Genomic DNA, 24261 nt, shown 5'->3' on the forward strand with positions numbered 1-24261 from the left:
TGATTCGTCGCTTCGCCCGCTGGTCCCACCCCCATTGCGGGCAACCCCGAGGGGGAGCCCGCACAGTTCGAAGGTAGAGAAGATGGTTCAACCTGTCATAGTCAGCGCGGTCCGCACCGCGATCGGGCGATCGTTCAAGGGCTCGCTGGTCAACGTGCCGTCCGAGACGCTCGCGACCACCATCGTGACCGAAGCGGTCCGGCGTTCGGGTATCGACCCGGCGCTGGTCGACGACGTGATTCTGGCCGAATTGAATTACGGCGGCGGCGATCTCGCGCGCTACGCCGCCGTGGCGTCCGGTATGACGAGTGTTCCGGGGCAGGCGGTGAACAGGCACTGCGCGGGCAGCCTGACCGCCATCGCCAACGCGGCCGCACACGTCGGTGTGGGCGCGGAGCGGGTGATCGTCGCCGGGGGCGTGCAATCACTGTCGACAGCGCCGATCATGAAGTGGCGGGTGCCGGGAGTCGAGTTCGAGTTCAAGGAGCCGTGGATCCCGCCGTCGCATCCCGAGACCCCGGACGCGCCGACGCTCGATATGGCGATAACGGTCGGCTGGAACACCGCCAAGGCGGTGGGGATCAGCCGCGCGGAGATGGATGCCTGGGCGGCGCGCTCGCATCAGCGTGCGATCGACGCGATCGACGCGGGCAAGTTCCAGGACGAGATCGTGTCCCTGAAGGCGCAGTTGCCCGACGGTTCGATCGTCGACTTCGCGGTGGACGAGCATCCGCGCCGGGGCACCACGGTCGAGCGGCTGGCCGCGCTGCCGGTCCTGCATCCGGAGATCGACGGCTTCTCGATCACGGCGGGCAACAGCAGCGGCATCAACGACGCCGCGGCCGCGGTCACGGTCGTCGGCGACGATGTCGCCGCCGCACAGGGCGTCGAGGTACTGGCGAAGGTGCGTGCCTGGGCCAATGTCGCGGTGACCCCGCGCGACAACGGTCTGGCCGCCAGTGCCGTGATCGGCAAGGTGCTGGGCCGGGCCGGACTCGCGGTCGGCGATGTGACGCTGTGGGAGATCAACGAAGCGTTCGCGTCGACCCCGATCGCGGCGGTCCGGGAACACGGCATGGACGAGGAGCTGGTGAACTTCTCCGGCAGCGGATGCAGTCTCGGGCATCCGATCTCGGCCTCGGGCGCGCGGATGGTCACCACGCTGATCTACGAGTTGCGCCGCCGCGGCGGGGGCGTCGGCGTGGCCGCGATGTGCGCCGGCGGGGGACAGGGCGGAGCGCTGGTCATCGAGGTCTGAGCCCGCCCGCTTCGGCAGTACGAGAGAAGGACGCCCTGTGTCGCAGCCGGATTCGGACCGCCGACCGCTCGCGGCCGCGAGATCGTTCCTGTTCGTCCCCGGTCATCGGCCCGAGCTCTTCGCCAAAGCGGCGGACAGCGCGGCGGAGGTGATCATCCTCGATCTCGAGGACGCGGTGGGTCCCGGCGACAAGGACGCGGCGCGGGATCACGTGCGGAATCGGCTCGCCGGCGGATCCCGCGCGGTCGTTCGCGTCAACGCCCCGGGAACGCGCTGGCATGACGATGACGTCGCGGCGGTGGGCCGGCTCGCGTGGGCGCTCATGGTGCCCAAGAGCGAGCGACCCGCCGACCTGCGGGCACTGTCGGGGTGCGGATCCGCGCTGATACCGCTGCTGGAGACCGCGGCCGGCATCGCGCGAGCCGAAAGCCTCTGTGCCGTGCCAGCGGTGGTGCGCCCGGCATTCGGCAGCATCGATCTCGCCGCACAGCTGGGTGTGCGGCCGGACAGCCACGAGGCGCTGCGGTACGCGCGGTCCGCGGTCGTCCTCGCCGCGGCCGCGGCGGGAGTCGCACCGCCGATCGACGGGGTGACCTCCACGCTGGACGACCCCGCGGTGCTCGGCGCGGACATCGATCATGCACGGCTACTCGGCTTCACGGCGAAGATGTGCGTCCATCCACGTCAGGCGCCGTTGATCAATGCGGGTTTCCATCCCACGCCGGAGGAAATCGCCTGGGCGCGAACGGTCATGGCGGCAGCGCCGGCAGATGGATCGGTGACCGCGATAGGCGGTGAGATGATCGACCGGCCGGTGCTGCTGCGCGCCGAAGCCATACTGGCGAGCGTCGACATCCCGGTGTCCCGGCACCGGGGGTGAACACCCGCGGGCCCGTCAGGCGACCAGTCTGCCGGACTCCAGCGGGGCGAAGAACGCGCTCATTCCGTGGGCGTTCAGCGCGTCGCCGAGCGCGACGAAATCGTAGGCGTCGGCCGACTTCGGGCCGGTTCGGCCGATCGGCGCCAGTGCTTCGTGAACACCGTGGGAGAGCACGGCCGCACGGATCCGATCCAGCTCCCCGTCGGTGTCAGCCGGTGATTTCCCGGCCTGTTCGAGGATCAGGTGCAGACACAGCTGTTGGGCGGGCGTGATCGGATCCGGCAGGCGTCGCGCGGCCAGGGCGGCATCGAGGGCATCGAAGGTCTGCGCGACGTAGTAGAGGAAAACCGGCCGCGGGCTGTGCGGGATTCGAGCCCGCACCTGATCCGCGAGCCGGTCACCGCTGTCTCGCAAGGCCTGCGCGATCCGCTCCTGGAGAACAGGGGATTCTTTGCCGCTCATATCTTCTCCTGACCGCGACGGTCCGGCACGGAGGTCCGGATTGTCATCGATCAGTGTCCCAGCCAGCAGAAGTCAAGTCAACTGTAAGTACGACGGTAACGTGCTGTCCGGGCATCCGCGGGGCACGATCGCGCGATCAGCGTGCCAGGTCCGGGTGCGCGCGCCCGGTGACCACGGGCATCTCGACGAACGTCAGCAGACCCGGTTCGGCGGCGCACACGTACGGGATCGAATTCACGCAGTGCGCCGCCGTCACGACGATGCCGGGATTGCGCTCCAGACCGGCCGCCACGCTGGTCGGGTGCCAGCCGTGAATCGTCACCTGGCAGTCGGGATCACCCTTGACCTCGACCTCGAACCGGACGCCGCCGTCGCCGTACTTCCACGGCGGGTCGAGGTGCTCATCGCCCATCAACCAGTTGACCGCGACCCGGACGACCTTGACCTCGCCGATGAACGCCTCCCACGCGAAGCGCTGAGCGGCAACCTGACCCGGTTCGATCGTGCCGATCGGGGACTCGATCGGCGCGGTCGCGACCGCCACCTCACGACTGCTGCGGATCTCGGCGTCGGCGAAACCGAGCGTGTCCAGGCACATCCGCACCGACTGATCGAACCCGTTGTCCAGCAGCGCGAGCATCGGACCGTTCATCGCGTCCTGCGGCGACTGACCGAAACCCATGAGGTGGCGCACGACATCGGGGGCGTCGTAGGTGCGGATGTCCGAGTACTCCTCACCACGAACGAACGTGATGGCACTGGACAATCCGGTGAAGAACAGCGGCTGCTGCTCGGTGGCGCCGCCCGGGTCGATCCCGGTCCCGTGCAGGGTCACCCCGCCCTCGAGCGCGGGAGCGGCCATTCGCTCCTTCTCCTGCGCGGTCGGCCAGAACCAGCCCAGCGGTGTCACGACGTTCTTGCCCGACCGCAGAATCCCCGCCACCTCTTTGGGATTCGGCATCAGGGGCGAATACAGGACGCAGTCGGCATCGATGGCGAGGATCTCCTCGATGCTGTTGGTGGCGATGACCCCGATCGGCCCGATCCCGGCCAGCTCACCGGCGTCCCGCCCGGCCTTGTCCGCCGAGTGGACCCAGCACCCGACGAGCTCGAGTTCGGGGTGCAGCTGGATCTGGCCGATCGCGGCCCGGCCGAGCCCACCGGTGGCCCACTGGATCACTCGCAGAGTCATGCGAGAAATAGAACAGGTTTCAATACTGGGCGTCAAGGCTCGGTTGGGCGCGAGCGGCCGCCTGTCCCCGGGTGCGAGCCGCCCCGAAGTTCGATACAGTTTGTCTCGAATCTTTGAAACAATACGTCTCATAAGGAGAGTCGTGCGGCCACCCGATCCCCGGACCGTGCGCAGTCGCGACACCGCGCTCGTGTCGGCGCGCGAGCTGCTGATCGAACAGGGCCTGTCCGGCCTCACCCACGGCGCGGTCGCGGCCCGCAGCGGAATCAGCCGGGCCACCCTGTATCGGCTCTGGCCCGAGGCCCCGGACCTGGTCCGCGCCACCGTCGTTCAGCACATCACGCTGTCCCGGCCGCCGCGGACCGGCGAACTGCGCGCCGATCTGCGCGCGGCGCTGTCCGCGACCCACGCGATGCTGCACGAACCGGCGGTCGAGCAGGGGATGCGGGTGATCGTCGAACGCGCCGGGGTCGACCCCGGATTCGCGGCGGTCAAAGACGCGCTGTACCGGACCGGCACCGAGCCCGTCCGCGAGATCCTGACCGCCGCCGTGACCGAGGGCGACCTCCCACCCGACCTCGATGTCGATCTGGCCCTGGACCAGCTGCACGGGCCGCTGTTCTTCCGGCGACTGATAGCCAACCGCCCCTTCGACCTCGAGTACACGTGGTCGGTCGTCGACGACTTTCTCCGGGCCAATCCGAAACCCGCACTCCAGTAGAGGAATCCACCATGACGTCGCTCGAGCCCGACAGACTCGCCGTCCCGAGAATTCTCGCGGTCGTCGTCGCGATCGCGACCGCCTTCGGCGCGGTGCTCGCCGACCTCGTGGTTCCGGCCGGCGCGGCCCAGCATCTGCACAACGACGCCTGGCCACCGCACGCGAAGTTCCATGACGCGCAATACATCGCCATGACGGTGCTGCTCAGCGCGATCGCCGTCGCGCTGCTCCTGCGCCGTAACGCCCGATCCCGCGCCGACCTCCGGCTGGCCTGCGCGATCCTGTCCACTCCTTGGCTGGCGCTGCTGAGCGCCCCGCTCTTCCCCGGCACCGCCGTCCACGACCCCGAGTTCGACAACCCCGCTGTCCTGGGCCTGCATCCTCAGGTGTTCATGGCGGTGGTCCTGCTGATTCTCCTGCTGATCGCCGTAATTCTCGGCACTCGCGTCGGCGCGAAACCCGCCGGGCCGGCTGCCGGCCGGTGAAGCACACCGGCGGTCCGCGCCCGCGAGGACCGGCGTTCGGATCCGGTCACTCGGCTCTCCTCCGACCGGCTACGCTTCGGGGATCTCGCGGTCCAGCCGGCGGCTGTTGAGTTCGATCAGGCGCGGCCGTGGATGCTGCCGCGCGGAAACGAGGAACTCCGTGACGCAGTGCCCGACAGCCGGAGATCCGCGGCACGGCAGGACCGCTCTTCGGAACGCGGGCACTCACCGATGACCACACCGCGAGACCGATCACGGGGAGTCGGGCGGTTCACCGTCGCGACGTGGTTCCAGGTGGTGCTCGGGGTGATGGGCATCGTGGTGCTGGTGGGCGCGGGTGCGGGTGCGCAGGTCATCGGCAATACCAACGTGGCCACCGACCGGGTGCTGAACCGCACGCAGCCGGCGTTGGTGCAGGCGACTCGTTTACAGGGCGCGTTCCTCGATCAGGAGACCGGTGTGCGGGGGTACGCGCTGACCGGGGATCGGCAGTTCCTCGAGCCGTACACCGCGGGGCTGGAGCGGCAAACCCATGCCGCGGAACAGATCCGGGCGCTGGTATCCGAGTCGCCGCAACTGCTGGCCGATCTGGACGCGGTGCAACGGGCCGCGGACTCCTGGCGCAGCGAATACGCGCTCGCCGGCACTGCCGCGGCGACGGTGCCCGCGGGTTCGACGGTCCGGGGCAAAGCTCTCTTCGATGAACTCCGGGCCCGCCTCGATACCCAGGAACAGGGCCTGCGCACCGCGATCGCCGCGGACCGCGCGGCACTCGAACACGCCCGCGCGCTGCGCAATTGGGTCCTCGGTCTGATGGTGGCGGTCACCTTGCTGACCGGGGTCATCCTGACCTGGTTCGTTCGCCGTCTGGTGGCGCGGCCGCTGTCGCAGTTGGCGAAGGCGTCGTTGCGGGTCGCCGACGGTGATTTCGAGCATCACATCGAGGTCGCCGGTCCCGCCGATGTCGCGACGGTCGCGGACGCGGTGGAACGGATGCGCGGGCAGGTCGTCGCGGAACTGGACTCCTCGCGGGCGCAGGAAGCGCTGCTGTCCGAGCAGAAGGACGTGCTCGACGCGCAGGCCGAGGACCTGCGGCGATCCAACAGCGAACTCGAACAGTTCGCGTACGTGGCCTCGCACGATCTGCAGGAGCCGCTGCGCAAGGTCGCCTCGTTCTGTCAGCTGCTCGAAAAGCGTTACGGCACCCAACTGGACGACCGCGGCAAGCAGTACATCCACTTCGCGGTCGACGGCGCCAAACGCATGCAGACCCTGATCAACGACCTGCTCACGTTCTCTCGCGTCGGGCGCGACACCGCCACCGCCGCGGTGGTGGACCTCGGCGCGTGCCTGAACAACGCTGTCGGCGATCTGGGTTCGGTGATCGACGACTCCGGCGCCCGGCTAGAGCTGCCCGAACTGCTGCCGCGAGTCAACGGGGACTCGACATTGCTGAGCATGCTGTGGCAGAACCTGATATCCAATGCCATCAAGTTCCGGTCACCGGACCGGACACCGCTCGTGCGGGTCGCCTGCGAACTCGATCCGGAAGCGCGCATGTGGGTCGTGACGGTGACCGACAACGGGATCGGGATCGAACCCGAGTTCGCCGAGCAGGTGTTCGTGATCTTCCAGCGGCTGCACGCCAAGGATGTGTACGCCGGCACCGGGATCGGACTGGCGGTGTGCCGCAAGATCGTCGAGTACCACGGCGGCACGATCGGGATCGACACCGCGTACACCGGCGGGACGCGTTTCCGGTTCACCCTGCCCGTCTCGGCCGAGAACGACGATCACTCGACTACCACCCCTGATTCGACCGCTGTTGCCCTCGAAGGAGTTCCGCTGTGATGACCACCCGTGTGCGACCCGCCGACATCCTGCTCGTGGAGGACGACCCGGGCGACGAGCTCATGACCATCGAGGCGTTCGAGGAACACGGCATCGGCAGCACCTTGCACGTGGCGCGGGACGGAAAGGAAGCCCTGGACTTCCTGTTCCGGCGCGGCGAGCACCTGCACGCACCGCGGCCGGACCTGATCCTGCTGGATCTGAACCTGCCCAAATACAGTGGCCGCCAGGTGCTTTCCTCGATCCGCGCGGACGCCGATCTGGCCACCATCCCCGTGGTGATCCTGAGCACATCCTCGGCACAGGACGACATCGTGACCTGCTACCGCATGTTCGCCAACGCGTACGTCACGAAACCCACCGACCTGGACGACTACACCAACGCCGTGGCCCGCATCGACGAATTCTTCGCTCAGCTCGCACAACTGCCGCACCGCCCGGGCCGCTCCTGAACCCGCGGTGGGGGTCACGGAAACCCCTGCGGCAAAGTTGCTGACGTGTGCGGTGTTTGAACGGATCGATTCTGGCAATGCCCGAGATGCCAACACCCATTCGCACCCGAGGAACCGTGATGTCACCCGAACACGCAGTATCGATCGGCCACACACGCAGCGCACGCGGTCGCGGCGACTCGTACGACAACCTCGAACCCCTCCTGCGTGAGCTCGCGGACCTGACCGCCGGCAGCCCCGAACACGCCGCGCTGCGGCAGTCGGTGATCGAGAAGGCGCTGCCGCTGGGCGAGCACATCGCCCAGCGCTACAGCGGGCGCGGTGTCGAGTACGAGGATCTGGCCCAGATCGCCGCGTGCGGGGTGATCCTGGCGGTGGATCGTTTCGACCCCACCGTGGGCGCCTCGTTCCTGGGTTTCGCGATCCCGACGGTGATGGGCGAGGTGAAGCGGTATTTCCGGGACAGCACCTGGGCGGTGCGGGTACCGCGCCGGATCAAGGAGCTGCGCCAGCAGCTCAGCGTCGCGATTCCCGAACTCGCGCAACGCCTGGACCGCGATCCCACCGCCCGCGAGCTCGCCGAACACCTGGACACCGACCTCACCGAGGTCACCCAGGCGTTGATCGCCAACAACGCCTACACCACCCAGTCCCTGGACGCCCGTTCGCAATCCGACGACGGTGACGCCACCCCGATGATCGCTCCCGCGCGCCTGTCCGTGGTCGAGGAGGGATACGCGCTGATGGAGGATTCGATCACCATCGGCCCCCTGCTGGGGACGCTGTCCGAACGGGAGCAGCGGATCCTGCGCATGCGGTTCGGCCAGGAGATGAGCCAGGCCGAGATCGCGAAGGTCCTGGGCGTGTCCCAGATGCAGGTCTCGCGCCTGCTGGCCCAGACCCTGAAGAAGTTGCGCGACCAGGCCGTGGACTCCGAACTCGCCCAACAGATCGCCTGAGGACATCGGCGCCGCACACCCGGGGCGGGTGTGCGGCGCCGGCGCTGTGTATTGGTCTGGCGCACCGTGGAATTGGATTCATTTCGGGACCCCTCGCGAACGGTGCTCGCGGGGCTCCGGCGTGGCGGTTGGCCACGCCCGGCGTTCCGGTCCGGTTCTACTGCTGACCCGTCTGCTCGGCGGCGGCGCGACGCGCCTCCTCGAGATCCTTGCGAAGCCTGTCGGCCGTCGCCGTGTCGCCGGCGTCTTCGGCGGTGGTGATGTCCTGGTGCAGTTGGGCGACGACGTTTTCGATTTCCATTTTCCAACCTCCCGCGTAGTTCATTGGTCGGCCACACCGCGATCGGCAGCGGATGACCACTACGTCGGCTACCCGACATGATCAAGCACAAACACCCGCCGCGCCGCCGCGCCGACGGTCTGTTTCGAGCCGTCACGGGCCTGTTTCGAGTCATAGCCGCCGGGTAATCGCCGACGAACAGGAGGTGAGAGGCATGACACCCACTTCGGACCCCCGCCCCGATTCCGCGACGGTGACCCTCGAGAACGACAGGCGCTCACTGAGCGAACTCGTCGACACCGCCGGCGCACAGCTGACCAGGCTGGTCCGCGACGAGATGGCACTTGCCCGAATAGAGATGCGGGACAAGGGCATAGGCATGGCCAAGGGCGCCGGTATCGCGGGCGCCGGTGGGCTGCTGGCGTTCTACGGCGGCGGCTCGCTGACCGCCGCGGCGATTCTGGCTCTGGCGCTCGTGCTGCCCGCGTGGGCCGCCGCGCTGATCGTATCGGCGGTGCTGTTCGTGCTCGGCGCGATAGCGGCGCTGGCCGGCAAGAAGACGGTCGAGAAGGCGGCGCCTCCGGTGCCCGCCACGGCGATCAAGGACGTCCGGCAGGACGTCGAGGTACTAGAGAACAGGACTCATCGATGAGCGACGACACACCACGCCCGGAGAACGATCCGAGTGAGGTCGCGCGGTTGCGGGCGGACCGCGACCAGGCCCGCCAGGAACTCGGCGACACCGTGGCCGAACTCGCGGACAAGGTCGACGTACGCGCGCGAGCGGAGGACAAGGTCCACGACACTGCCGAGGCCGCTCGCGAACATGCGAGCGAGGCGGCTCAGCAGGCGCGCGAGGTCGCCGAGAACGTGCGCGTCAGCGCCGGGCAGGTGGCCGATCGCGCTGTGGCCGCGACGCCGGAACCGGTGCGCGAGAAGAGCAGTCAGGCGGTCGCGGCCGCCCGGCGGAATCCGGTGCCCGTCGCGGTCGCGCTGGTGTCCGGTGCGGCGCTGATCTGGTGGACGCGGCGTCGGAGGCGCGCGTGAACACCCTGTACAAGCCCGTCGGAATGGTCGTGAGCGTGCTCGGCGGCGTCGCGGCCAACCTCGTGTTCGCCCAGGTTTGGCGGCGAGTGAGCGGTGAGGACCAGGCCCCGAGCGCCACCGCGCGCGACTACGGCTGGCAGGAGGTGCTGGTCGCCGCGGCGCTGCAGGGCGCGATCTTCGGCGTGGTGAAGGCGTCGATCGACCGCGCGGGCGCCTCGGGCTATCAGCGGCTGACGGGCACCTGGCCCGGGAAGTGAGCCGAGCATGACCGCCGCGGATCACCCGGCGTCGACCGGTACCGGAGCTCGGCCGGACCTGGACGCCGATCACCCGGACAGTCCGGCCGACCTGTCGAAACCGTCGTTGATCGCGGTGGTCAAGCGTGCGGGCCGAGAGTTTCAGCGCGACAACCTGACCGATCTGGCGGCGTCGCTGACCTACTACGCGATGCTGTCGATCGTGCCCGGGCTGATCGTGCTCGTCTCGCTGCTGGGCCTGCTCGGACCCGATGCCACCGACGAACTCATGGTTCAGGTCCGTGAACTCGCGCCGGGCTCGAGCGCGGACTTCGTGCAAACGCTCATCGACCAGGCCCAGGCCAACAAGAGCGGCGCCGGACTCGGCGCGGTCCTGGGTCTGGCGATCGCGCTGTGGTCGGCGTCGAGCTACGTCGCCGCCTTCATGCGCGCCTCCAACGTCATCTACGACATCGGTGAGGGGCGGCCGATCTGGAAGACCACGCCCATCCGGCTCGGCGTCACCGTCCTGGCGGTGATTCTGCTGTTGCTCAGCGCGGTGATCGTGGTGGTGAGCGGGCCGATCGCGCGGCAGGTCGGCGACTTCCTCGGACTCGGGGAGACCACGGTACTGGTGTGGAACATCGCCAAGTGGCCCGTGCTCTTCGTCCTGGTCTCGGTACTGCTGGCAATCCTGTTCTGGGCCAGCCCCAATGCGAAACAGGGCGGCGTGAAATGGATCAGCCCCGGCGGCGTGATCGCGGTCCTGATCTGGGTGATCGTCTCGGGCGGTTTCGCCGTCTACGTCGCCAACTTCTCGTCCTATGACAAGACCTACGGGTCACTCGCCGGTGTGGTGATCTTTCTGGTGTGGCTGTGGCTCACCAACATCGCGCTGCTACTGGGCGCCGAGATCAACGCCGAACTGGATCACGGTCGCGCCATCGCCGAAGGTCTACCCGAAGAGGTCTCACCCTTCGCCGTACCGCGCGATACCCGCAAGCTCGATCCGCTGGATCAGGATGCGATCGACGAGGCGAAAGCCGCTCGGCAGGAGTGATTTTCGCCCGACGCGGTGCGGTAGAGCCTGCTCATCGCTGCTGCGGGGACCGGCCCGCGCCGGGTTCCGGAGTCTTCCCTTACTCCGGAACCCGGCGCCGCCGTTGGGCTATCGCTTCCGCTTCGGGTCCTTGTCGACGCCTTCGGTCTCGAAGCGTTCCTTGCGCACGGTGCCGGACACGGTCTCGCTGTCCTGCACCTCGTCTACCGCGAGGCGGACGCGCTCGACCGGTACCGCCTCCGTGGTCACCGTGACCCGGTCCTCGTGCAGGACCACCTCGGTCTCCTGTTCACCGAAGTCCGTGGTCCCGACCGCGGTGGGATCGGTGATCGGCTCCCGTTCGAGGTGTACCTCCTCGTGTGTGGTGGGCACCTTGATGGTCTGTTCCTCGGTGACCACGTACTTGCGCAGGCGGGCCGTGCCGGACTCGGCGCGGTCCTTGTGCACCTCGAGGTGTTCCTCGGAGCGGACGAGTCCCTCGTCGCCGCCGCGCATCCCACGCCGCTCATCAACGCCCTCAGCTGCCGGATCGGCGAACGCGTCCCAGCCCGCACGTTGCGGGTCGACGTGGTAGTGCACGAACAGCTGCTGTTCCTCGTCGGCGGTGATCTCGTGGTCCATGGGGATGTGCGGCGCGGACCTCACCTCCTCCTTGTCGACCTGCACCTGCAGCTGGTCCGACCCCGCCCGATGCTGCGCACCGGCCAGGGGCACGAGGGAGTCGTCGTGGAAGAGGCCGGTGGACACCGCCGCCCACGTCGGCGCGCCCGAAGCGTTATCGATGTAGATCTGCTTCACCTTGCCGATCTTGTCGCCGCCCCGGTCGTACACGGAGTTACCGATGATTTCGTCGAGCAAACCGGTCATGATTCCTCCTCGATCTTCGAATGATTCGATGTCCCCGCGCAGGCGCGGGGTGTTCTCGGAAGGAGATTGACTAGCGATCGAACTGTCCGCTCGGCTTCGCGACAGCGAAACCAGCGACACTCCCGCAACTACCCGGGCTATCGCGGGACAAACGTCGTGAACCGGCAGAAGCCGGCCGGGGGCGTCTAGAAGGTGGGCATGAACGTGCGCAATGCGCCGGGGTAACAATTCGTGCTCGCAGACGAGTGCGGGGCCGCACGGTTGACACCGTGCAGCCCCGCACCGTGCGGTGTGGCGTGCGCGTCAGCGCATCGCGCCGCGGCGGCCGGTAACCAGGCCGACGAGGAACAGCAGCAGCACCGCGCCACCCAGGCAGGTGAAAAAGCTGAACCACAGGCCGCCGCCCTCGACATCCACGCCCAGCAGCTTCAGCAGGAACCCGCCGAGCAGTCCGCCGATGATTCCGACGACGATGTTCAGCAGAATGCCTTGCTGGGCATCGGTCTTCATGATCTTGCTGCCGATCCAGCCGGCCAGCCCGCCGATGATGATCCACCCCAGGATTCCCAGTCCGAGCATCGCGCCGCTCCTTTCCTCGATGTCAGCCCGTGTTCGACGGGCTGTGTGTCCGGTCGGTGCATACCCGTCTCCACGGATGTAAACCAGTGACAAACACGGCCGTTTCACGCACTCCGCGGCGGGCATTCGACTCGTGATGTTGGATGATCCCGATCTGCTCGATTTCGTACGCGGCATGCGTGAGAGTTACTGGACCTCGATGCCGGACGCCGGCGCGCCCGACCCCGTCGGGGACGTGCGCAGGCTGGCCATTCCGGCCACCGAGCCGGAGCGCTGTATCACGGTGCGCGCCTATCGCCCGCTCACGGACGCCGACCGCCTGCCCGTCATGGTGTTCGTGCACGGCGGCGGCTTCATCTCCGGCGACCTGGATACCCATGACGTACTGTGCCGGGCTCTGGCGAACCGCGCCGAGCTACTGGTCGTTGCCGTGGACTGGAGACTCGCGCCGGAGCATCGGTTCCCGGCCGGGCTCGAAGACGTGCTCGCGGTGCTGGACTGGGTCGGCGACAACAGCGAAGAGCTCCGGGCGGATACCACCCGGCTGGTGCTGTGCGGCGACAGCGCCGGCGGAACGCTCACCGCGGCCGCCACCGCTATCGCCCGTGACCGACGGCATCCCCGCGTGGCCGGCCAGGTGCTGTTCTATCCCAGCCTCTGCGCCGCGATGGATACCGCATCGTGGAAACAGCTCGGGGACAAACGATTTCCGCCCAGAGAACTCAACAGGCTCGCGTTACAGGCCTATCTTCCGGACGGAGTCAGCACCGACGACCCGCGGGTGTCACCGCTGCGCGGCGACCACGCCGGCCTCCCGCCCACGCTGATCCTCGTCGGTGAACACGATCCGCTGCTCGACGAAAACCTCGCCTACGCCCAAGCATTGCTCGCGGCCGGGGTGCCCGTCGTGCACCGCGTCGTGCCCGGGGCAGAGCACGGTTTCGCACAGTTCTTCAAGGACACGGACACCCATCGGCGAGGTGAGTCCGCTCTTGCCGACGCGGTCTCGTTCCTCCGCGATGTGACCGCGATCCGGTGATCACCCGATCGGGCGACACCGGTCAGTCCTCGATACCGTTGCCGGACAAGCTATTCAGATCTCGGCGTCGCGATCGGTGTGATGCGCACATCGGCGAGAGAACGTCTCCACCCATGCCGCGGATTCGGATTCGTCCTCGCCTGTCGCCGGTCGCCGGGCTGCGATGACGTTGTCGGCCCGTCGCGAGCGGGGATTGGCGGCCCGCGCGGCCTGAATGCGCACGCACCAGGACACATAGTCGGGAACGCTCATCCCGGCAGCCTCGGCCGCCTCGGCGAGCACCTCCCACTCCTGTTCCCCCACCGTCACCACTACGTCGCGGGTTCCTGTCGCCGCCGCACCGGGCTTCGGGACTCGCCCGTTCGTGGCCGCGTTCACTTGTGCTCGGTGGGGGTGGTGCGCGGGACGGCGGCCGAAGCTTCCTCGCCGGTTACCGCGATACAACTGCCCTTGCTCCTCATGACGTGCTCCTTTCGAAGACGCCTGCACGCGCCCGCGGCGCGGGCCCGGTAGCGTCCGGCCTGAGTACCGCCCTCGACGCCCGCCAAACACCATGCACCGAAGCTTCGCCCGCTCGTCCGGGGGATCGGCATGCAGTGCCGCGATGTGGGCGGGGCTACACTCACCCGAGTGCGTCGGTCATCGGTCATTCAGCAAGCGCAGGGCATGGGTATCCATGACCATGCCTGCTGGGCGTTCGATGAACCGGGCGAGTTCCGGCTTCGCGCAAGCGAATTCCTCGGCGAGGGGCTCCGACTGGGCTGCCGGGTCTGGTACATCGCTTCCGGCGATGCCGGCGCGCTGGCCGGGGACCTGGAGAGTCTGCCCGGGTGGAACGAGGCGCTGCGCACGGGTGGAGCGCAAGTGGTTTCGATCGAGGACGTCTACGAGCCCGGGGCCCCGGTGATCGGCGACGAGCAGGTCCGCACCTATGCCGCCGCGACCGAGGCGGCAATCGCCGCCGGCTTCAGCGGGCTGCGCGTCGCGGCCGATACGACTCCACTGGTTCGCACCCCAGCCCAGCTCGCGGCGTTCGTGCGTTACGAATACCTGGCCGACCGTTTGATGGCCGCACAACCGTTTTCGGCGATGTGCGCCTACGACCGCGGCGCGGTGGGTGCCGCCGCTGTGATGCGGCTGGCCTCGGTGCACCCGAATACCAACGTGCACACGCAATTCCGCATCTTCGGAGCTACGGCACACGCGGCCGCGATCGTGGGCGAAGTCGACGGCTCCTGCGGCGAACTCTTCGGATCCACCCTCGCCGGAATCGAGCCGGATCCCGAGAACGGGTGCGTGCGAGTCGACGCGACGAGGCTGAGCTTTCTGGACCACAACGGCCTCTTACGCCTCGCCGCCTACGCGGAATCCCGGGACGCCGAACTGGTCGTGCAGACGGCATGGCCAGGGGTCGCGCGCCTGGCCGAATTGCTGGAACTGCCGAATGTGCGAGTGGAGGACGGGGTTTGACGTACTCGCACGGACATCCCGCATATTTCTACCGCACCGACCGGCAGTACCTCGACGGCATCGTTCCCTTCCTGACCGAATCGCAGGACCCCGTCGCCGCGGCCGTGCCCCCCGCCCGGCTCGAGCTGCTGCGCACGGTTGTGGATCCCGCCGCGGTGACGTTGATCGACATGAGTGTCGCCGGGCGCAACCCCGGCCGGATCATCCCGGGTGTGATGCGCGCGTTCGCCGACAAGCATCCCGATCGGCACGTGCGGATTGTGGGAGAACCGATCTGGGCCGGCCGCACCGCCTTCGAGTATCCCGCGTGCGCGCAGCACGAAGCGTTGATCAACCTCGCGTTCGCCGGCCGCGCGGTCACGATCCTGTGCCCCTACGATGTCTCGGCGCTGGACGCGATCGCGATCGCCGACGCCCGCCAGAACCATCCGGAAATCTGGGAGCCGGAGCGTCGCTACACGAGCGAGTGCTACGACCCGAAGGCCGTCATCGACCGCTACAACCAGCCGCTCCCGTGCCCAGGCTCCGCACCCGACATGATCGTTTCCGGCCCGGGCGATGTAGGCGCGGCACGCCATCTCGCAGCGGAAAAGGCTGCGCTGCTGGGACTTTCACCCGAGCGGATACCCGACCTCGAGCTCATAGCCACCGAACTGGTGACCAACGGCATCGCGCACGGCGACAGCCCCTGCCACCTGTGGCTGTACCGGGACGAGCGGAGCCTGATCTGCCAGACCCGCGACGGCGGTTACATCGCGGACCCGCTCGCCGGGCGGCACCCGCCGCAGCGGGGCCAGTTCGGCGGCCGCGGCCTGCTGCTGGTGCATCAGCTGTGCGATCTGTTCCGAACACACACCACACCGGGGCAAACCACGCAGTACGCGGTGCTGGACCTGGCGGGTTGACCGGTCCTCGCGGGGGGCGGGATTCATCACGTTCCGCGGACGGGCCGATTGTGAACCGCGGAGTAGCTCGATCCGAACCGTGGAGATTGTTTCGCTCGACCCTAACCGGGAATACGCTGGCAACCGGCAAGATCCAAACGGCAACGCAGCGGATGTCGACGGACTCACGATGATTTGCTGTGGCGACGCGGTTTTCAACAGGACCGTGCCCGAGGTGAAGGGAGGACACTCGTGGCAGCCATGGGTCGTCCGATCGATATCCTGCTCGTCGAAGACGATCCGGGCGATGAGTTGATCACCCGAGAAGCGTTCACGGACAACAAGATACACAACACCCTGCACGTGGTCCGCGACGGCCTCCAGGCCCTGGATTTCCTGTTCCGCACCGGCGAGTACGCCGATGCTCCGCGCCCGGACCTGGTGCTGCTGGATCTGCAGCTGCCCGGATGCGACGGCCGTGAGGTTCTCACGCGAATCCGCGCCGACCGGGAACTGGCGGCGATCCCGGTCATCGTATTGACCGCCTCGGCGGCCGAGTCCGACATTCTGCGCAGCTACCGGCTCGCCGCGAACGCCTATGTCACCAAGCCGGTCGAGATCGAGGAGTTCACCGCCGCGCTGCGCAAGATCGAGGACTTCTTCCTTACTGTCGTGCGGTTGCCCGAGCACGACTGAGCTCGAGGTCGCGACCGTGGTGGAGTCGGCAGCCCGCCTGTTCGATCTCGACTACTTCTCCCGAGCTCGCTTCCCGCGCCGGCCAGTAGCCCAGGACGGTCCCGGGCAGTAGCGGATGCGCGTACATCAGCCGGCACCTGGCGGTCGAGGCGTTCTCCGGCGTTCCGCCGATCGTGCTGACGCGCAGGGTGTGCGCATCCTGACCGCCGGTGGCGGTCAGGTGATCGTGACGAGTTCGGTGATCCCGCTGACATCGAGCACGGCGGTGAGCATCGGATTGGCGATCAGCTCGATATGGTCGGCGTACTCGAAGAGGATTTCGATGGTTCCGCTGTCGATGAATTGCACTCGGCGAAAGTCGATGACGACATGGCCGGTATGCGGCTGTGCGACGGCGTCGGACACGGCGTGACGAAAGGCGCCGTTGTTGGTCATGTCGATTTCACCGTCGGCGGTCACAACGACCGCACCATCGTCACGGTGGTCGACATCCAGAGTGAGATGCGTCGTCATGACTGAATCCTTGCCTGCAGATGGACGGTGGTACCGGAGTCGCCGGGGCACACTTGCACGTCGTGCATGAGCGACCGCATCATGTCCAGGCCGCGGCCGCGGTAGGGCCTATCGGATGCCTGTGGTGGTCGCCAGACGCCGGTGTCGGTGATGGTGAGGCGCACCTGATCGACGAGCGCGGTGGCGGACACCCGGATCAGGCCGTCGGGCCGCTCACGGTGTCCGTGCTCGATGGCGTTGCTGACCGCCTCACTGGCCGAGAACAAGACGTTGAACGCTTGTGTCTCGTCGAGCCCACACCGGCCGAGCCAGTTCCGCAACGACTCACGAACGTCGGCGAGGTTGTCGCCCTGCGCGGCGAACTCCAGGCGCAGGGGCGCAGGTTGGCGAAAGAGCAGTAATGCGACATCGTCTTCGTAGCCGTCGTCAGGCGTCATGCCCGCCATCACCGCGGTCGCCAGCTCCTCCGGGGTTTGTTCCGAACCAGCGCGCACCAAGGCTCCGGCGGCCTCGATGCCTTCGGAGAGCGAGCGTCGGCGGCGTTCGACCAGACCGTCGGTGTAGAGCAAGAGCGTCGATCGCGGGGGAAGTCTGACGCCGGCCTCCGAGCGACTGTGCTCCGGTCGCACGCCCAGTGGCAGCGACCGCGCCTGCCGCAGGTGAGTGGTCACGCCGTCGGCATGCATCAGAATCGGTGGCGGGTGTCCGGCGGAGGCGTAGACCAGTTCGCCGGTATCGGGATCGAGAACGCCACAGAACACCGTCGTGCATTTCGCGCCCGGTAGGCGTGCGGCGAACCTGTCGAGCGCTGTCAGGGTGCGGGCAGGTTGCGGGTGTTCCAACAGCAACGCCCGGCAGGCGCTGCGCAGCTGCCCCATCACCGTGGCGGCGGCCAGGCCGTGGCCGACACAATCACCGACAACCAGCGCGATGCGACCGTCGTCGAGATCGACCACGTCGTACCAGTCGCCACCGACCTGAAGTGGACGCGTCGCGGGCTGATACCGCACCGCGAAATCGGGCGGCAGCTGGCTGGGACCGAGCATCGCGTGCTGCAACGCGAGAGCGGTTTCCCGTTGCAGCTGCAACTGGTGGGCACGCGCCAGGCCTTGCCCGAGCCGTCCACCCAGAATCGCCAGCGAGGTCCGATCTTCCACGCTCAACGATCGTTGTTCACTCATCTCGATCCACAACACGAGCACTCCATCGGGGTGTCGCATCGCAATGCCCACGCATGTGGCCTGATGGATCACCGCGGTGAGAGGCTCCCCGTCACGCACCGCGGTGATGACGTCGCGGACCGGGGCCGCAAGGTCCGCCCACGAGATCGCTTCTCCGGCGGCGACGATGGTCGGCTCGGACGCGGCGCTGACGGTCATGGCGGGGATGACAAGGCCGGTCGGCTCGGGGAAGACGAGGGCAAGCACCCGGCGTGCGTGCCAGATGTCGCGCAGCTCGACCACCACACCGGCCAGTGCCTCGGCGATGGAATCGGATTGGGCGAGTTGGCTGTTCACCGCGGCCAGGGCCGTTTGGTACTGCTCCTGGTAATGCTCGGCGGACACGTCTCGGAACGTGCCGACGAATACTCGCTGTCCGGTATCGGGGTCCCGCACCGGGTTGGCGGTGGCCGCGATCCACAGCACGTGTGCGTCGCGGTGCAGCACCGGCAGCACGTGCTGCCCGGCCCGAGCGAGAGCCAGCGCGTCCGCGATGGGAAGGGGAGTGTCATCGGGTTGATCCCCGGGCGCGACATGCCGAGCCGGATGCAAAGGCAAGCTCTCCGGGCGAACCCCGACGATCTCGCTGAACGCGTTGTTGATCTCGATGATCACGCCGTCTTCGTCGCAGATGAAAAACGCTTCGTGCAGCGAATCCACGAGCGCCGCACGCCAGCGAGCATGATGGTTGCGCAGCCGGTTCAAATCAACGATCGCCCGAACGCGCGCCAGAAGCTCGGCCGCGGCGAACGGTTTGACCAGGTAGTCGTCGGCTCCGACCTCGAGGCCTTCGATCGCAGCCTCCTGCCCTGCTCTGGCGGAGAGCAACAGCACCGGCACCGCGGCGGTACGCGACTCGGCGCGTAACGCGCGCACCAGCTCGAGTCCGCCCAGCCCGGGCATCATGATGTCGCTGACCAGCAAGTGCGGAACCTCCGCCCGCACGGCCCGCAGCGCGTGCAGACCATCACCGACTGCTTGCACGTCATAGCCGGCACCGCTGAGCAGCCGCACGAGATACTCGCGCATGTCGGCATTGTCGTCGGCGACGATCACGCGCCCCGCGCCGCCGACCGCCGTGGCAACGTCCGCGGTGACGTCCGGCTTCGAGCCGGGCGACGCACCGTCGCTGGGCAGCCAGCGCATAGCCTCCTGCAGATACTGGTCCGCCACAACGGCGTCGGTCGCGATGGCGGTGGCAGCGAGCGCTTGTGAGGGCAGGTGGGCCGACCCGAACGGCAGCAGGACGGTGAAGGTGGTTCCCGCCTCCTCCCGGCTGCTCGCGGAGATGGTGCCGCCGTGCAGTTCGACCAACTCGCGTACCAGAGCGAGTCCGATACCGCTGCCTTCGTGCGAGCGTGCTCGCGTCGTGGCGATTCGATGAAACCGCTCGAACAATCGGGGCATCTCGTGAGCGGGGACTCCGACCCCGGTATCGCTGACCGTGACTTTCGCGTGGCTTGCATCGCGCCCTACCACGACGCGCACAGACCCGGCGAAGGTGAACTTCAGGGCATTCGACAGCAGGTTGAAGATGATCTTCTCCCACATGCCCGCATCGAGATAGACCGGCTCGTCGAGTGGCGTGCAGTCCACCACGAACTCCAAACCCGCTCTGGCCATGGCAGATTCGAAGACACTGGCAAAGTCGGTCGTGATTGTGGCCAGATCGGTTGGCGCATAACGGGCCTGCATGCGCCCGGCTTCCAGACGAGAGAAGTCCAGCAGAGATGCCACGAGTTTGTTGAGCCGTAACCCGTTGCGGTGCACGAGCTCCAGTGCCTCGAGGGCATCGTCGCCGAGATCACCGCGCCGGCGCAGTTCCGCAACGGGACCCATGATCAAAGTCAACGGTGTGCGAAATTCATGACTGATATTGGAGAAGAACAGGGTCTTCACCCGGTCGAGTTCGGCCAGCTCCTCGGCCCGCCGCTGCTGCGCTTGAAAACTGCGTGCACTGGCGATGCCGGCCGCCAGATGCCCGGCCACCAGAGAGATGAATCCACGATGATCGTCGTCGAGTGCCCGGAATCTGTTGAGCCCGGTCACCAGAAAACCGTAGGGCTCACCGCCTTGCCGACCCAGCGGCACAGCCAGCGCCTGGGCCGGTGGTTGTGGCCATGCCCCACGCGGCACATCCGTCAACGCCGCGTCGGCCAGATCGACCAAAGCCGAATTTCCCTGCCGCAGTTCACTAATGGGCCACACCGCCTGATCCGCGGGCCCGAGAGTCAGCGGTGCCAACGCATGTCCGGCTTGCACACCACTGGTTCCCGCCAGCGTGGCCGCGCCATTGCTGTCGAACATATAGCTCGCGGTAAAAGGAAAATCGAAGGGATTGTTCGCGAACTGCTTCTCCGCGAATCTCAGCACCTGTTCTTCGGTCTGGATCACGCTGGGGTCGGAACCGAGATCGCGCAGCGACGCCATGCGTCGTTCACTGATGACCCGCTCGGTCTCTTCGCTGACCACGCACAGCATCCCCACCACCGCGCCGGCGTCATCACGTAACGGGCTGTAGGAGAAGGTGTGGTAGCTCTCCTCGGTATAACCGGAACGCTCCACGAACAGCAGGAGCGCTTCGTCCCAGGTGGCCTCGCCCGTGCTCAGCACGGTAGCGGTACGCGACTCGATGTCGTCCCAGATCTCGGCCCACACTTCACTGGCCGGTCGGCCCAACGCCCACGGGTATTTGCGACCCAGCGAGTCACGGCGGTAGGCGGCGTTGCAGAAGAACGTGAGCTGCGGCCCCCACCCCATCCACATCGAAAACCGTGACGACAACAGGATGTTCACCGCCGTCTGAAGACTCACCGGCCACTCGGAGACCGGCCCCAGTGGAGTCGCGTCCCAGTCCACCCGAGACAGATCGTGCCCGATTTCCTGGTCCGCGCCGAAGATTCCACCCCACGGTTCCGGCGTCGATCGACCAGGCCCATCGGACTCACCCGAACGCATGCGGTCCACCTTTGTCTCGGCGCGGCTATGAGCGCTCACCGTACCGCGCTCGCGCGACGGCGCATCCATCGATCTCACTGGAGCATGATGCGGCGGGCGATATGCCTCGGATCAAAGTCACAGTGACGTATGGCCTCGGTCGGCGAATCCCTGACAGCGGTCCGTGGTCTTCAGCGCGGTCATTCCGGACCGACGATCCATTCGATCTGATGGACAATGCCGTTCTCGAGCAAATAGCGATCCATCTCGAGGTCGAGAAACGTTGCGGGATCGTTCATTCTGGCCCGGTACTCACGAGCCTGCACGCGCCCGTCCACGAGGATCCGGACATTGGAGTACCGGCGCACCCCCAACGGAGTCACGAACTCGCGGTACATCTTCCACCCGTTTTCGGGGGTTTCGCCCCGCGCGTGAGCCGCCCTCAGCTCGAATGCGAGCTGTAGCTCGCCGGGATCGAGGTCGTCGAACGGATTCGTCTCGTTCATGGCCGACTTCCATTCGTGCCGTTCGAGTCCCGTGCCGAGCATCGGATACGAACTCGGCACGAAATCCTCTGTGCTGCACAATGCTACTCATAGTCGGTGACATGTCCGCCGAGGTTTCGGGACGGAGGAGCCCCTCATCCGCCGTGGGCAGTCTCTACGTGAGGATTTTCAGCGTGTGACTGCCGTTGAGCGCCGATCGCGACGCCGGAGGACCCTCTGCGGCCACAAACGTGCGATGTCACCCGCTGCCATCGTGCGCGGCACCGCGCCATGCGGCAACATCGCGCTGTCGGCTGAATTGCACACTTCGACGCGGGACCGATCGCGCGATAGCGCCCGGGTCGACTTCCGTTAACAGGTGCCCGCGCCCCGACAATTTGGGTCGAATGCCCGATACCGTTGTGCCGGAATCGTTTCTACGCTGGTTCCCATGAAGAGAATCGTTGGCATTGTCGCGGTCGTGGCCGCACTCGCCCTGACCACCGCCTGTCAGGACGACGTGACGACGCAGCCGCAGCCGTCCGCGCCGGGCTCCACCGTGGCCACCCAACCCGGTGGGTCCGCACCCGGCGGTTCCGGATCGGGGGGCGGCGGGTCCGAACCGGGTACCACCTCCCCGGCAGGGAACAAGGCGCCCGCCACCGCCGGGCACGGCCTGTGCCTGGATGTGAACTCCGGGGTGGTCAATGCCGCGCTGCAGAAGCTCGGGCCCGGGGTCGGCGGCGAGAACTACACCGTGGAGAGCGGTACCGATGCCGCGCTCGGTGAGTGCCCGGATCTGCTGTGGGCGTTGGCCGGAACGCCGCGCGGGACCGCCAGCTCGCCGTGGCACGTCCTGCTGTTCAACCACGACGGCTACCTGGGGACCGCCACGAAGAAGGCGACCTCGTACACCTCGGTGGTCGGCTCCGGCGATCGCACCGTCCAGGTGCAGTACCGCTGGCTCACCGGCAACGACGCCAACTGCTGCCCGTCCGGCGGCCCGACGGTCATCACCCTGACGTTGGGCTCGGACGGCCGGACCGTCACCCCGGATCAGGACTTCCCGGCCGAGGTGACCGCGCCGCGCTAGCGACCGCCGCGCAGCCGAATGGTTCGGCCCGGCAACATGATCGACGACAGCACCCGGATGGGGCATGCATCCGGGTGCTGTTCCGTGTCCCGGGCGGCGGGGACCGCGGCGGCCTTCTGGTCGTCCGACCTCTTCGGCTACTCGCGCAGTCGCCGCCGTACTCGTGCCGACAGCTGTGCAGCGCTGTCCGCCAGGGCTTCGGTAAACAGACCCCGGTACGCGATTTCGTCCGTGCCGGTGGGTGTAGCGAGGGTGACCGGACGGATTGCTCGCGGGTGGTCTATGCCGACCACGGCGATGGTGGGCGGCAGGGCCGGCACGGCGATACCGGGCACGATCGTCGCGCCGAGTCCGGCGGCCACCAGCCCGAGTTTGGCCATCCAGTCGCGCACTCCGAACCGGATATCGGGTTCCCAGGGGCTGTCGGCCCAGGCGCCGAGCAATGTGGCGCGCACGTCCGCCGACCCTGCCACCCACCGCAGGTCACGCAGTTCGGCGGGTGAGACCTGGCCACGGCCGGCGAGTCGGTGATCGTGCGGGACCGCTACCAGGAGTGGGTCGTTCACCAGCGTGATGAGCGAGACCCCGTCGGGTGTGCGGTCCGGCAGCGTCACGACGGCGACGTCGAGCCGGCCGCGCGCGAGGGCGGTCAGCAAGCTCGCGCTCGAACCCTCTCGCGGAACAACGCGGAGCCGGGGATCGGCCGTTGTGACCGCCGCGATGGCGTCGGGTACGAGCGCGGCCATCGCGGTGGAGAACGCGCCGACGCGCAGGCGTCCTCCACGCGAGCCGTCGAGGTCGCCCAGTGCTTGGCGCGCGGCGTCGAGTTCGCTGAACACGCCCTCCGCGTGCCGGACCACCAGGCGTCCGGCCTCGGTGAGGACGACACCGCGGGCATGGCGCTCGAACAAGGGCCGCCCCGCGGCCTGTTCCATGAGCGCCACCTGCCGCGATACGGCTGATTGGGTGTATCCGAGCCACTCTGCCGCGGTGGAGAACGAGCCGTATCGGGTGACCGCGCGCACCACCCGCAAGCCGACCAGGGTGAACTCAGCCATGCGTGATCCTGATATCTGTTGTGCGAAAGAGTCGATTGTCGCATGGCTGCGCCGGTGACAGCATCGTCGGCATGGAGAACATGCAGAAGGCGAACAGGGCGCTGCTCACCCGGATTTTCGAGCGCATGGCGCAGGGTGACATGCGAGCGCTCAGCGAGGCGATGGCCCAGGACTTCCGGTGGATATTTCCTGGCTCGTGGTCGTGGGCAGGCACCTGGGAGTCGAGAGAGGCTGTGGTGCACGGGTTGCTGCGGCCGTTGATGAGCCAGCTCGATCACACCTACCGGATGAGCGCGGACTTCGTGCTCGCCGACGGCGACCGCGTGGTCGTGCAGGCGACCGGGAACGGAACGACCACCGCGGGGCAGGCCTACCCGCAGAAGTACTGCTTCGTCTTCCGGGTAACCGAGGGCAAGCTCACCGAGGTCATCGAGCACTGCGACACCGCGCTCGTGGAACGAGTACTCACCCCGCCGACGCGATAGGCGATCCTTCGCGGCCTCACCGGTGACGGTCCCGGCGCGCGTCGTGTCGAGT

27 protein-coding genes are annotated in these 24261 nt (G+C 67.5%); 17 read left to right on the forward strand and 10 right to left on the reverse strand.

From position 1 onward, the window contains the following. Positions 1 to 82 precede the first annotated feature (82 nt). The gene (locus ACFVBH_RS26280; protein WP_379005431.1) at positions 83 to 1258 is read left to right on the forward strand and encodes a thiolase family protein; all 1176 of its coding nucleotides are present in this window, start codon (positions 83 to 85) and stop codon (positions 1256 to 1258) included. Positions 1259 to 1295: 37 nt separating this feature from the next. Next, positions 1296 to 2138 carry an HpcH/HpaI aldolase/citrate lyase family protein gene (locus ACFVBH_RS26285; protein WP_379005433.1) on the forward strand — a complete coding sequence of 281 codons (843 nt, stop codon included), beginning with the start codon at positions 1296 to 1298 and terminating at the stop codon, positions 2136 to 2138. A gap of 15 nt (positions 2139 to 2153) precedes the next feature. Here the strand turns inward: ACFVBH_RS26285 and ACFVBH_RS26290 are convergent, their stop codons facing one another. Both ACFVBH_RS26290 and ACFVBH_RS26295 read right to left on the reverse strand, forming a co-directional pair. Next, positions 2154 to 2600 (reverse strand): hypothetical protein, encoded by a 447-nt coding sequence (locus tag ACFVBH_RS26290; RefSeq protein ID WP_379005435.1) that lies wholly within the window; start codon positions 2598 to 2600, stop codon positions 2154 to 2156. A 136-nt stretch (positions 2601 to 2736) separates the two neighbouring features. Further along, entirely contained in the window at positions 2737 to 3792 is a 1056-nt protein-coding gene (locus ACFVBH_RS26295) for a dihydrodipicolinate reductase (protein ID WP_379005437.1), read from the reverse strand. A gap of 142 nt (positions 3793 to 3934) precedes the next feature. Here ACFVBH_RS26295 and ACFVBH_RS26300 point away from each other — a divergent pair, with 142 nt between their 5' ends. The 5 genes from ACFVBH_RS26300 to ACFVBH_RS26320 all read left to right on the forward strand — a co-directional run bounded on the left by ACFVBH_RS26300 (position 3935) and on the right by ACFVBH_RS26320 (position 8260). Beyond that, positions 3935 to 4513: a TetR/AcrR family transcriptional regulator gene (locus tag ACFVBH_RS26300; protein WP_379005439.1), complete on the forward strand. Its 579-nt coding sequence runs from the start codon at positions 3935 to 3937 to the stop codon at positions 4511 to 4513. 11 nt (positions 4514 to 4524) lie between these two features. After that, positions 4525 to 4998 carry a DUF6640 family protein gene (locus ACFVBH_RS26305; protein ID WP_379005441.1) on the forward strand — a complete coding sequence of 158 codons (474 nt, stop codon included), beginning with the start codon at positions 4525 to 4527 and terminating at the stop codon, positions 4996 to 4998. A 231-nt stretch (positions 4999 to 5229) separates the two neighbouring features. Then, on the forward strand, positions 5230 to 6849 hold the full coding sequence (locus tag ACFVBH_RS26310; protein WP_379005443.1) for an ATP-binding protein: 1620 nt from the start codon (positions 5230 to 5232) through the stop codon (positions 6847 to 6849). Beyond that, entirely contained in the window at positions 6849 to 7301 is a 453-nt protein-coding gene (locus ACFVBH_RS26315) for a response regulator (RefSeq protein ID WP_379005445.1), read from the forward strand. The genes ACFVBH_RS26310 and ACFVBH_RS26315 overlap by 1 nt, the downstream gene beginning before the upstream one ends. 119 nt (positions 7302 to 7420) lie before the next feature. After that, entirely contained in the window at positions 7421 to 8260 is an 840-nt protein-coding gene (locus tag ACFVBH_RS26320; protein ID WP_379005447.1) for a SigB/SigF/SigG family RNA polymerase sigma factor, read from the forward strand. A 157-nt stretch (positions 8261 to 8417) separates the two neighbouring features. Here the strand turns inward: ACFVBH_RS26320 and ACFVBH_RS26325 are convergent, their stop codons facing one another. Next, complete coding sequence (locus tag ACFVBH_RS26325; protein ID WP_379005449.1) at positions 8418 to 8561, reverse strand: hypothetical protein; 144 nt, start codon at positions 8559 to 8561, stop codon at positions 8418 to 8420. A gap of 193 nt (positions 8562 to 8754) precedes the next feature. Here ACFVBH_RS26325 and ACFVBH_RS26330 point away from each other — a divergent pair, with 193 nt between their 5' ends. From ACFVBH_RS26330 to ACFVBH_RS26345, 4 genes are read left to right on the forward strand one after another with little or no spacing between them, the layout of a single operon-like run. Next, positions 8755 to 9192, forward strand: a complete 438-nt coding sequence (locus tag ACFVBH_RS26330) for a phage holin family protein (protein ID WP_379005451.1) — start codon at positions 8755 to 8757, stop codon at positions 9190 to 9192. After that, positions 9189 to 9587, forward strand: a complete 399-nt coding sequence (locus tag ACFVBH_RS26335; protein ID WP_379005453.1) for a DUF3618 domain-containing protein — start codon at positions 9189 to 9191, stop codon at positions 9585 to 9587. The genes ACFVBH_RS26330 and ACFVBH_RS26335 overlap by 4 nt, the downstream gene beginning before the upstream one ends. Then, entirely contained in the window at positions 9584 to 9844 is a 261-nt protein-coding gene (locus ACFVBH_RS26340) for a DUF4235 domain-containing protein (RefSeq protein ID WP_379005455.1), read from the forward strand. The genes ACFVBH_RS26335 and ACFVBH_RS26340 overlap by 4 nt, the downstream gene beginning before the upstream one ends. Before the next feature lie 7 nt (positions 9845 to 9851). Continuing rightward, on the forward strand, positions 9852 to 10883 hold the full coding sequence (locus tag ACFVBH_RS26345; RefSeq protein WP_379005457.1) for a YihY/virulence factor BrkB family protein: 1032 nt from the start codon (positions 9852 to 9854) through the stop codon (positions 10881 to 10883). A gap of 108 nt (positions 10884 to 10991) precedes the next feature. On the opposite strand, the gene ACFVBH_RS26350 is transcribed toward ACFVBH_RS26345, so the two are convergent. Both ACFVBH_RS26350 and ACFVBH_RS26355 read right to left on the reverse strand, forming a co-directional pair. Further along, positions 10992 to 11750, reverse strand: coding sequence for a PRC and DUF2382 domain-containing protein (locus tag ACFVBH_RS26350; RefSeq protein WP_379005459.1), 759 nt, complete (start codon positions 11748 to 11750; stop codon positions 10992 to 10994). Between the two features lie 303 nt (positions 11751 to 12053). Continuing rightward, positions 12054 to 12329, reverse strand: coding sequence for a GlsB/YeaQ/YmgE family stress response membrane protein (locus ACFVBH_RS26355; protein WP_354987859.1), 276 nt, complete (start codon positions 12327 to 12329; stop codon positions 12054 to 12056). Positions 12330 to 12465: 136 nt separating this feature from the next. Between ACFVBH_RS26355 and ACFVBH_RS26360 the strand changes: the two genes are divergently transcribed. Further along, positions 12466 to 13368: an alpha/beta hydrolase gene (locus ACFVBH_RS26360; RefSeq protein ID WP_379005461.1), complete on the forward strand. Its 903-nt coding sequence runs from the start codon at positions 12466 to 12468 to the stop codon at positions 13366 to 13368. 54 nt (positions 13369 to 13422) lie between these two features. Here ACFVBH_RS26360 and ACFVBH_RS26365 read toward each other — a convergent pair whose 3' ends face one another. Further along, the gene (locus ACFVBH_RS26365) at positions 13423 to 13680 is read right to left on the reverse strand and encodes a hypothetical protein (RefSeq protein ID WP_379005463.1); all 258 of its coding nucleotides are present in this window, start codon (positions 13678 to 13680) and stop codon (positions 13423 to 13425) included. Between the two features lie 318 nt (positions 13681 to 13998). Here ACFVBH_RS26365 and ACFVBH_RS26370 point away from each other — a divergent pair, with 318 nt between their 5' ends. From ACFVBH_RS26370 to ACFVBH_RS26380, 3 genes are all read left to right on the forward strand, one after another. After that, entirely contained in the window at positions 13999 to 14838 is an 840-nt protein-coding gene (locus ACFVBH_RS26370; protein ID WP_379005465.1) for an MEDS domain-containing protein, read from the forward strand. Further along, positions 14835 to 15743, forward strand: a complete 909-nt coding sequence (locus ACFVBH_RS26375; protein ID WP_379005467.1) for an anti-sigma factor RsbA family regulatory protein — start codon at positions 14835 to 14837, stop codon at positions 15741 to 15743. The genes ACFVBH_RS26370 and ACFVBH_RS26375 overlap by 4 nt, the downstream gene beginning before the upstream one ends. A gap of 240 nt (positions 15744 to 15983) precedes the next feature. After that, complete coding sequence (locus ACFVBH_RS26380) at positions 15984 to 16418, forward strand: response regulator (RefSeq protein ID WP_379005896.1); 435 nt, start codon at positions 15984 to 15986, stop codon at positions 16416 to 16418. A gap of 216 nt (positions 16419 to 16634) precedes the next feature. On the opposite strand, the gene ACFVBH_RS26385 is transcribed toward ACFVBH_RS26380, so the two are convergent. The 3 genes from ACFVBH_RS26385 to ACFVBH_RS26395 all read right to left on the reverse strand — a co-directional run bounded on the left by ACFVBH_RS26385 (position 16635) and on the right by ACFVBH_RS26395 (position 21594). Further along, positions 16635 to 16931: an STAS domain-containing protein gene (locus ACFVBH_RS26385; RefSeq protein ID WP_379005469.1), complete on the reverse strand. Its 297-nt coding sequence runs from the start codon at positions 16929 to 16931 to the stop codon at positions 16635 to 16637. Continuing rightward, positions 16928 to 21109 (reverse strand): SpoIIE family protein phosphatase, encoded by a 4182-nt coding sequence (locus ACFVBH_RS26390; RefSeq protein WP_379005898.1) that lies wholly within the window; start codon positions 21107 to 21109, stop codon positions 16928 to 16930. Before ACFVBH_RS26390 ends, ACFVBH_RS26385 begins: the two co-directional genes overlap by 4 nt. Before the next feature lie 179 nt (positions 21110 to 21288). Next, positions 21289 to 21594 (reverse strand): hypothetical protein, encoded by a 306-nt coding sequence (locus tag ACFVBH_RS26395; RefSeq protein WP_379005471.1) that lies wholly within the window; start codon positions 21592 to 21594, stop codon positions 21289 to 21291. Between the two features lie 430 nt (positions 21595 to 22024). Between ACFVBH_RS26395 and ACFVBH_RS26400 the strand changes: the two genes are divergently transcribed. Beyond that, complete coding sequence (locus ACFVBH_RS26400; protein ID WP_354987867.1) at positions 22025 to 22666, forward strand: LppP/LprE family lipoprotein; 642 nt, start codon at positions 22025 to 22027, stop codon at positions 22664 to 22666. Between the two features lie 137 nt (positions 22667 to 22803). On the opposite strand, the gene ACFVBH_RS26405 is transcribed toward ACFVBH_RS26400, so the two are convergent. Further along, on the reverse strand, positions 22804 to 23724 hold the full coding sequence (locus ACFVBH_RS26405) for a LysR family transcriptional regulator (protein ID WP_379005473.1): 921 nt from the start codon (positions 23722 to 23724) through the stop codon (positions 22804 to 22806). Between the two features lie 71 nt (positions 23725 to 23795). Here ACFVBH_RS26405 and ACFVBH_RS26410 point away from each other — a divergent pair, with 71 nt between their 5' ends. Further along, positions 23796 to 24209, forward strand: coding sequence for a nuclear transport factor 2 family protein (locus ACFVBH_RS26410; RefSeq protein WP_379005475.1), 414 nt, complete (start codon positions 23796 to 23798; stop codon positions 24207 to 24209). Positions 24210 to 24261: the final 52 nt, after the last annotated feature.

The organism is Nocardia sp. NPDC057668, from assembly GCF_042799795.1.
Classification (GTDB): Bacteria; Actinomycetota; Actinomycetes; order Mycobacteriales; family Mycobacteriaceae; genus Nocardia.

What these genes read in the sequence shown, in the direction of transcription:
- ACFVBH_RS26280 (WP_379005431.1), top strand. Translation starts at nt 83, where the DNA reads ATGGTTCAACCTGTCATAGTCAGCGCGGTCCGCACCGCGATCGGGCGA.
- ACFVBH_RS26290 (WP_379005435.1), bottom strand. Translation starts at nt 2,600, where the DNA reads ATGAGCGGCAAAGAATCCCCTGTTCTCCAGGAGCGGATCGCGCAGGCC.
- ACFVBH_RS26295 (WP_379005437.1), bottom strand. Translation starts at nt 3,792, where the DNA reads ATGACTCTGCGAGTGATCCAGTGGGCCACCGGTGGGCTCGGCCGGGCC.
- ACFVBH_RS26305 (WP_379005441.1), top strand. Translation starts at nt 4,525, where the DNA reads ATGACGTCGCTCGAGCCCGACAGACTCGCCGTCCCGAGAATTCTCGCG.
- ACFVBH_RS26310 (WP_379005443.1), top strand. Translation starts at nt 5,230, where the DNA reads ATGACCACACCGCGAGACCGATCACGGGGAGTCGGGCGGTTCACCGTC.
- ACFVBH_RS26315 (WP_379005445.1), top strand. Translation starts at nt 6,849, where the DNA reads ATGACCACCCGTGTGCGACCCGCCGACATCCTGCTCGTGGAGGACGAC.
- ACFVBH_RS26320 (WP_379005447.1), top strand. Translation starts at nt 7,421, where the DNA reads ATGTCACCCGAACACGCAGTATCGATCGGCCACACACGCAGCGCACGC.
- ACFVBH_RS26325 (WP_379005449.1), bottom strand. Translation starts at nt 8,561, where the DNA reads ATGGAAATCGAAAACGTCGTCGCCCAACTGCACCAGGACATCACCACC.
- ACFVBH_RS26330 (WP_379005451.1), top strand. Translation starts at nt 8,755, where the DNA reads ATGACACCCACTTCGGACCCCCGCCCCGATTCCGCGACGGTGACCCTC.
- ACFVBH_RS26335 (WP_379005453.1), top strand. Translation starts at nt 9,189, where the DNA reads ATGAGCGACGACACACCACGCCCGGAGAACGATCCGAGTGAGGTCGCG.
- ACFVBH_RS26345 (WP_379005457.1), top strand. Translation starts at nt 9,852, where the DNA reads ATGACCGCCGCGGATCACCCGGCGTCGACCGGTACCGGAGCTCGGCCG.
- ACFVBH_RS26350 (WP_379005459.1), bottom strand. Translation starts at nt 11,750, where the DNA reads ATGACCGGTTTGCTCGACGAAATCATCGGTAACTCCGTGTACGACCGG.
- ACFVBH_RS26355 (WP_354987859.1), bottom strand. Translation starts at nt 12,329, where the DNA reads ATGCTCGGACTGGGAATCCTGGGGTGGATCATCATCGGCGGGCTGGCC.
- ACFVBH_RS26360 (WP_379005461.1), top strand. Translation starts at nt 12,466, where the DNA reads ATGTTGGATGATCCCGATCTGCTCGATTTCGTACGCGGCATGCGTGAG.
- ACFVBH_RS26380 (WP_379005896.1), top strand. Translation starts at nt 15,984, where the DNA reads ATGGGTCGTCCGATCGATATCCTGCTCGTCGAAGACGATCCGGGCGAT.
- ACFVBH_RS26385 (WP_379005469.1), bottom strand. Translation starts at nt 16,931, where the DNA reads ATGACGACGCATCTCACTCTGGATGTCGACCACCGTGACGATGGTGCG.
- ACFVBH_RS26390 (WP_379005898.1), bottom strand. Translation starts at nt 21,109, where the DNA reads ATGCGTTCGGGTGAGTCCGATGGGCCTGGTCGATCGACGCCGGAACCG.
- ACFVBH_RS26395 (WP_379005471.1), bottom strand. Translation starts at nt 21,594, where the DNA reads ATGAACGAGACGAATCCGTTCGACGACCTCGATCCCGGCGAGCTACAG.
- ACFVBH_RS26400 (WP_354987867.1), top strand. Translation starts at nt 22,025, where the DNA reads ATGAAGAGAATCGTTGGCATTGTCGCGGTCGTGGCCGCACTCGCCCTG.
- ACFVBH_RS26405 (WP_379005473.1), bottom strand. Translation starts at nt 23,724, where the DNA reads ATGGCTGAGTTCACCCTGGTCGGCTTGCGGGTGGTGCGCGCGGTCACC.
- ACFVBH_RS26410 (WP_379005475.1), top strand. Translation starts at nt 23,796, where the DNA reads ATGGAGAACATGCAGAAGGCGAACAGGGCGCTGCTCACCCGGATTTTC.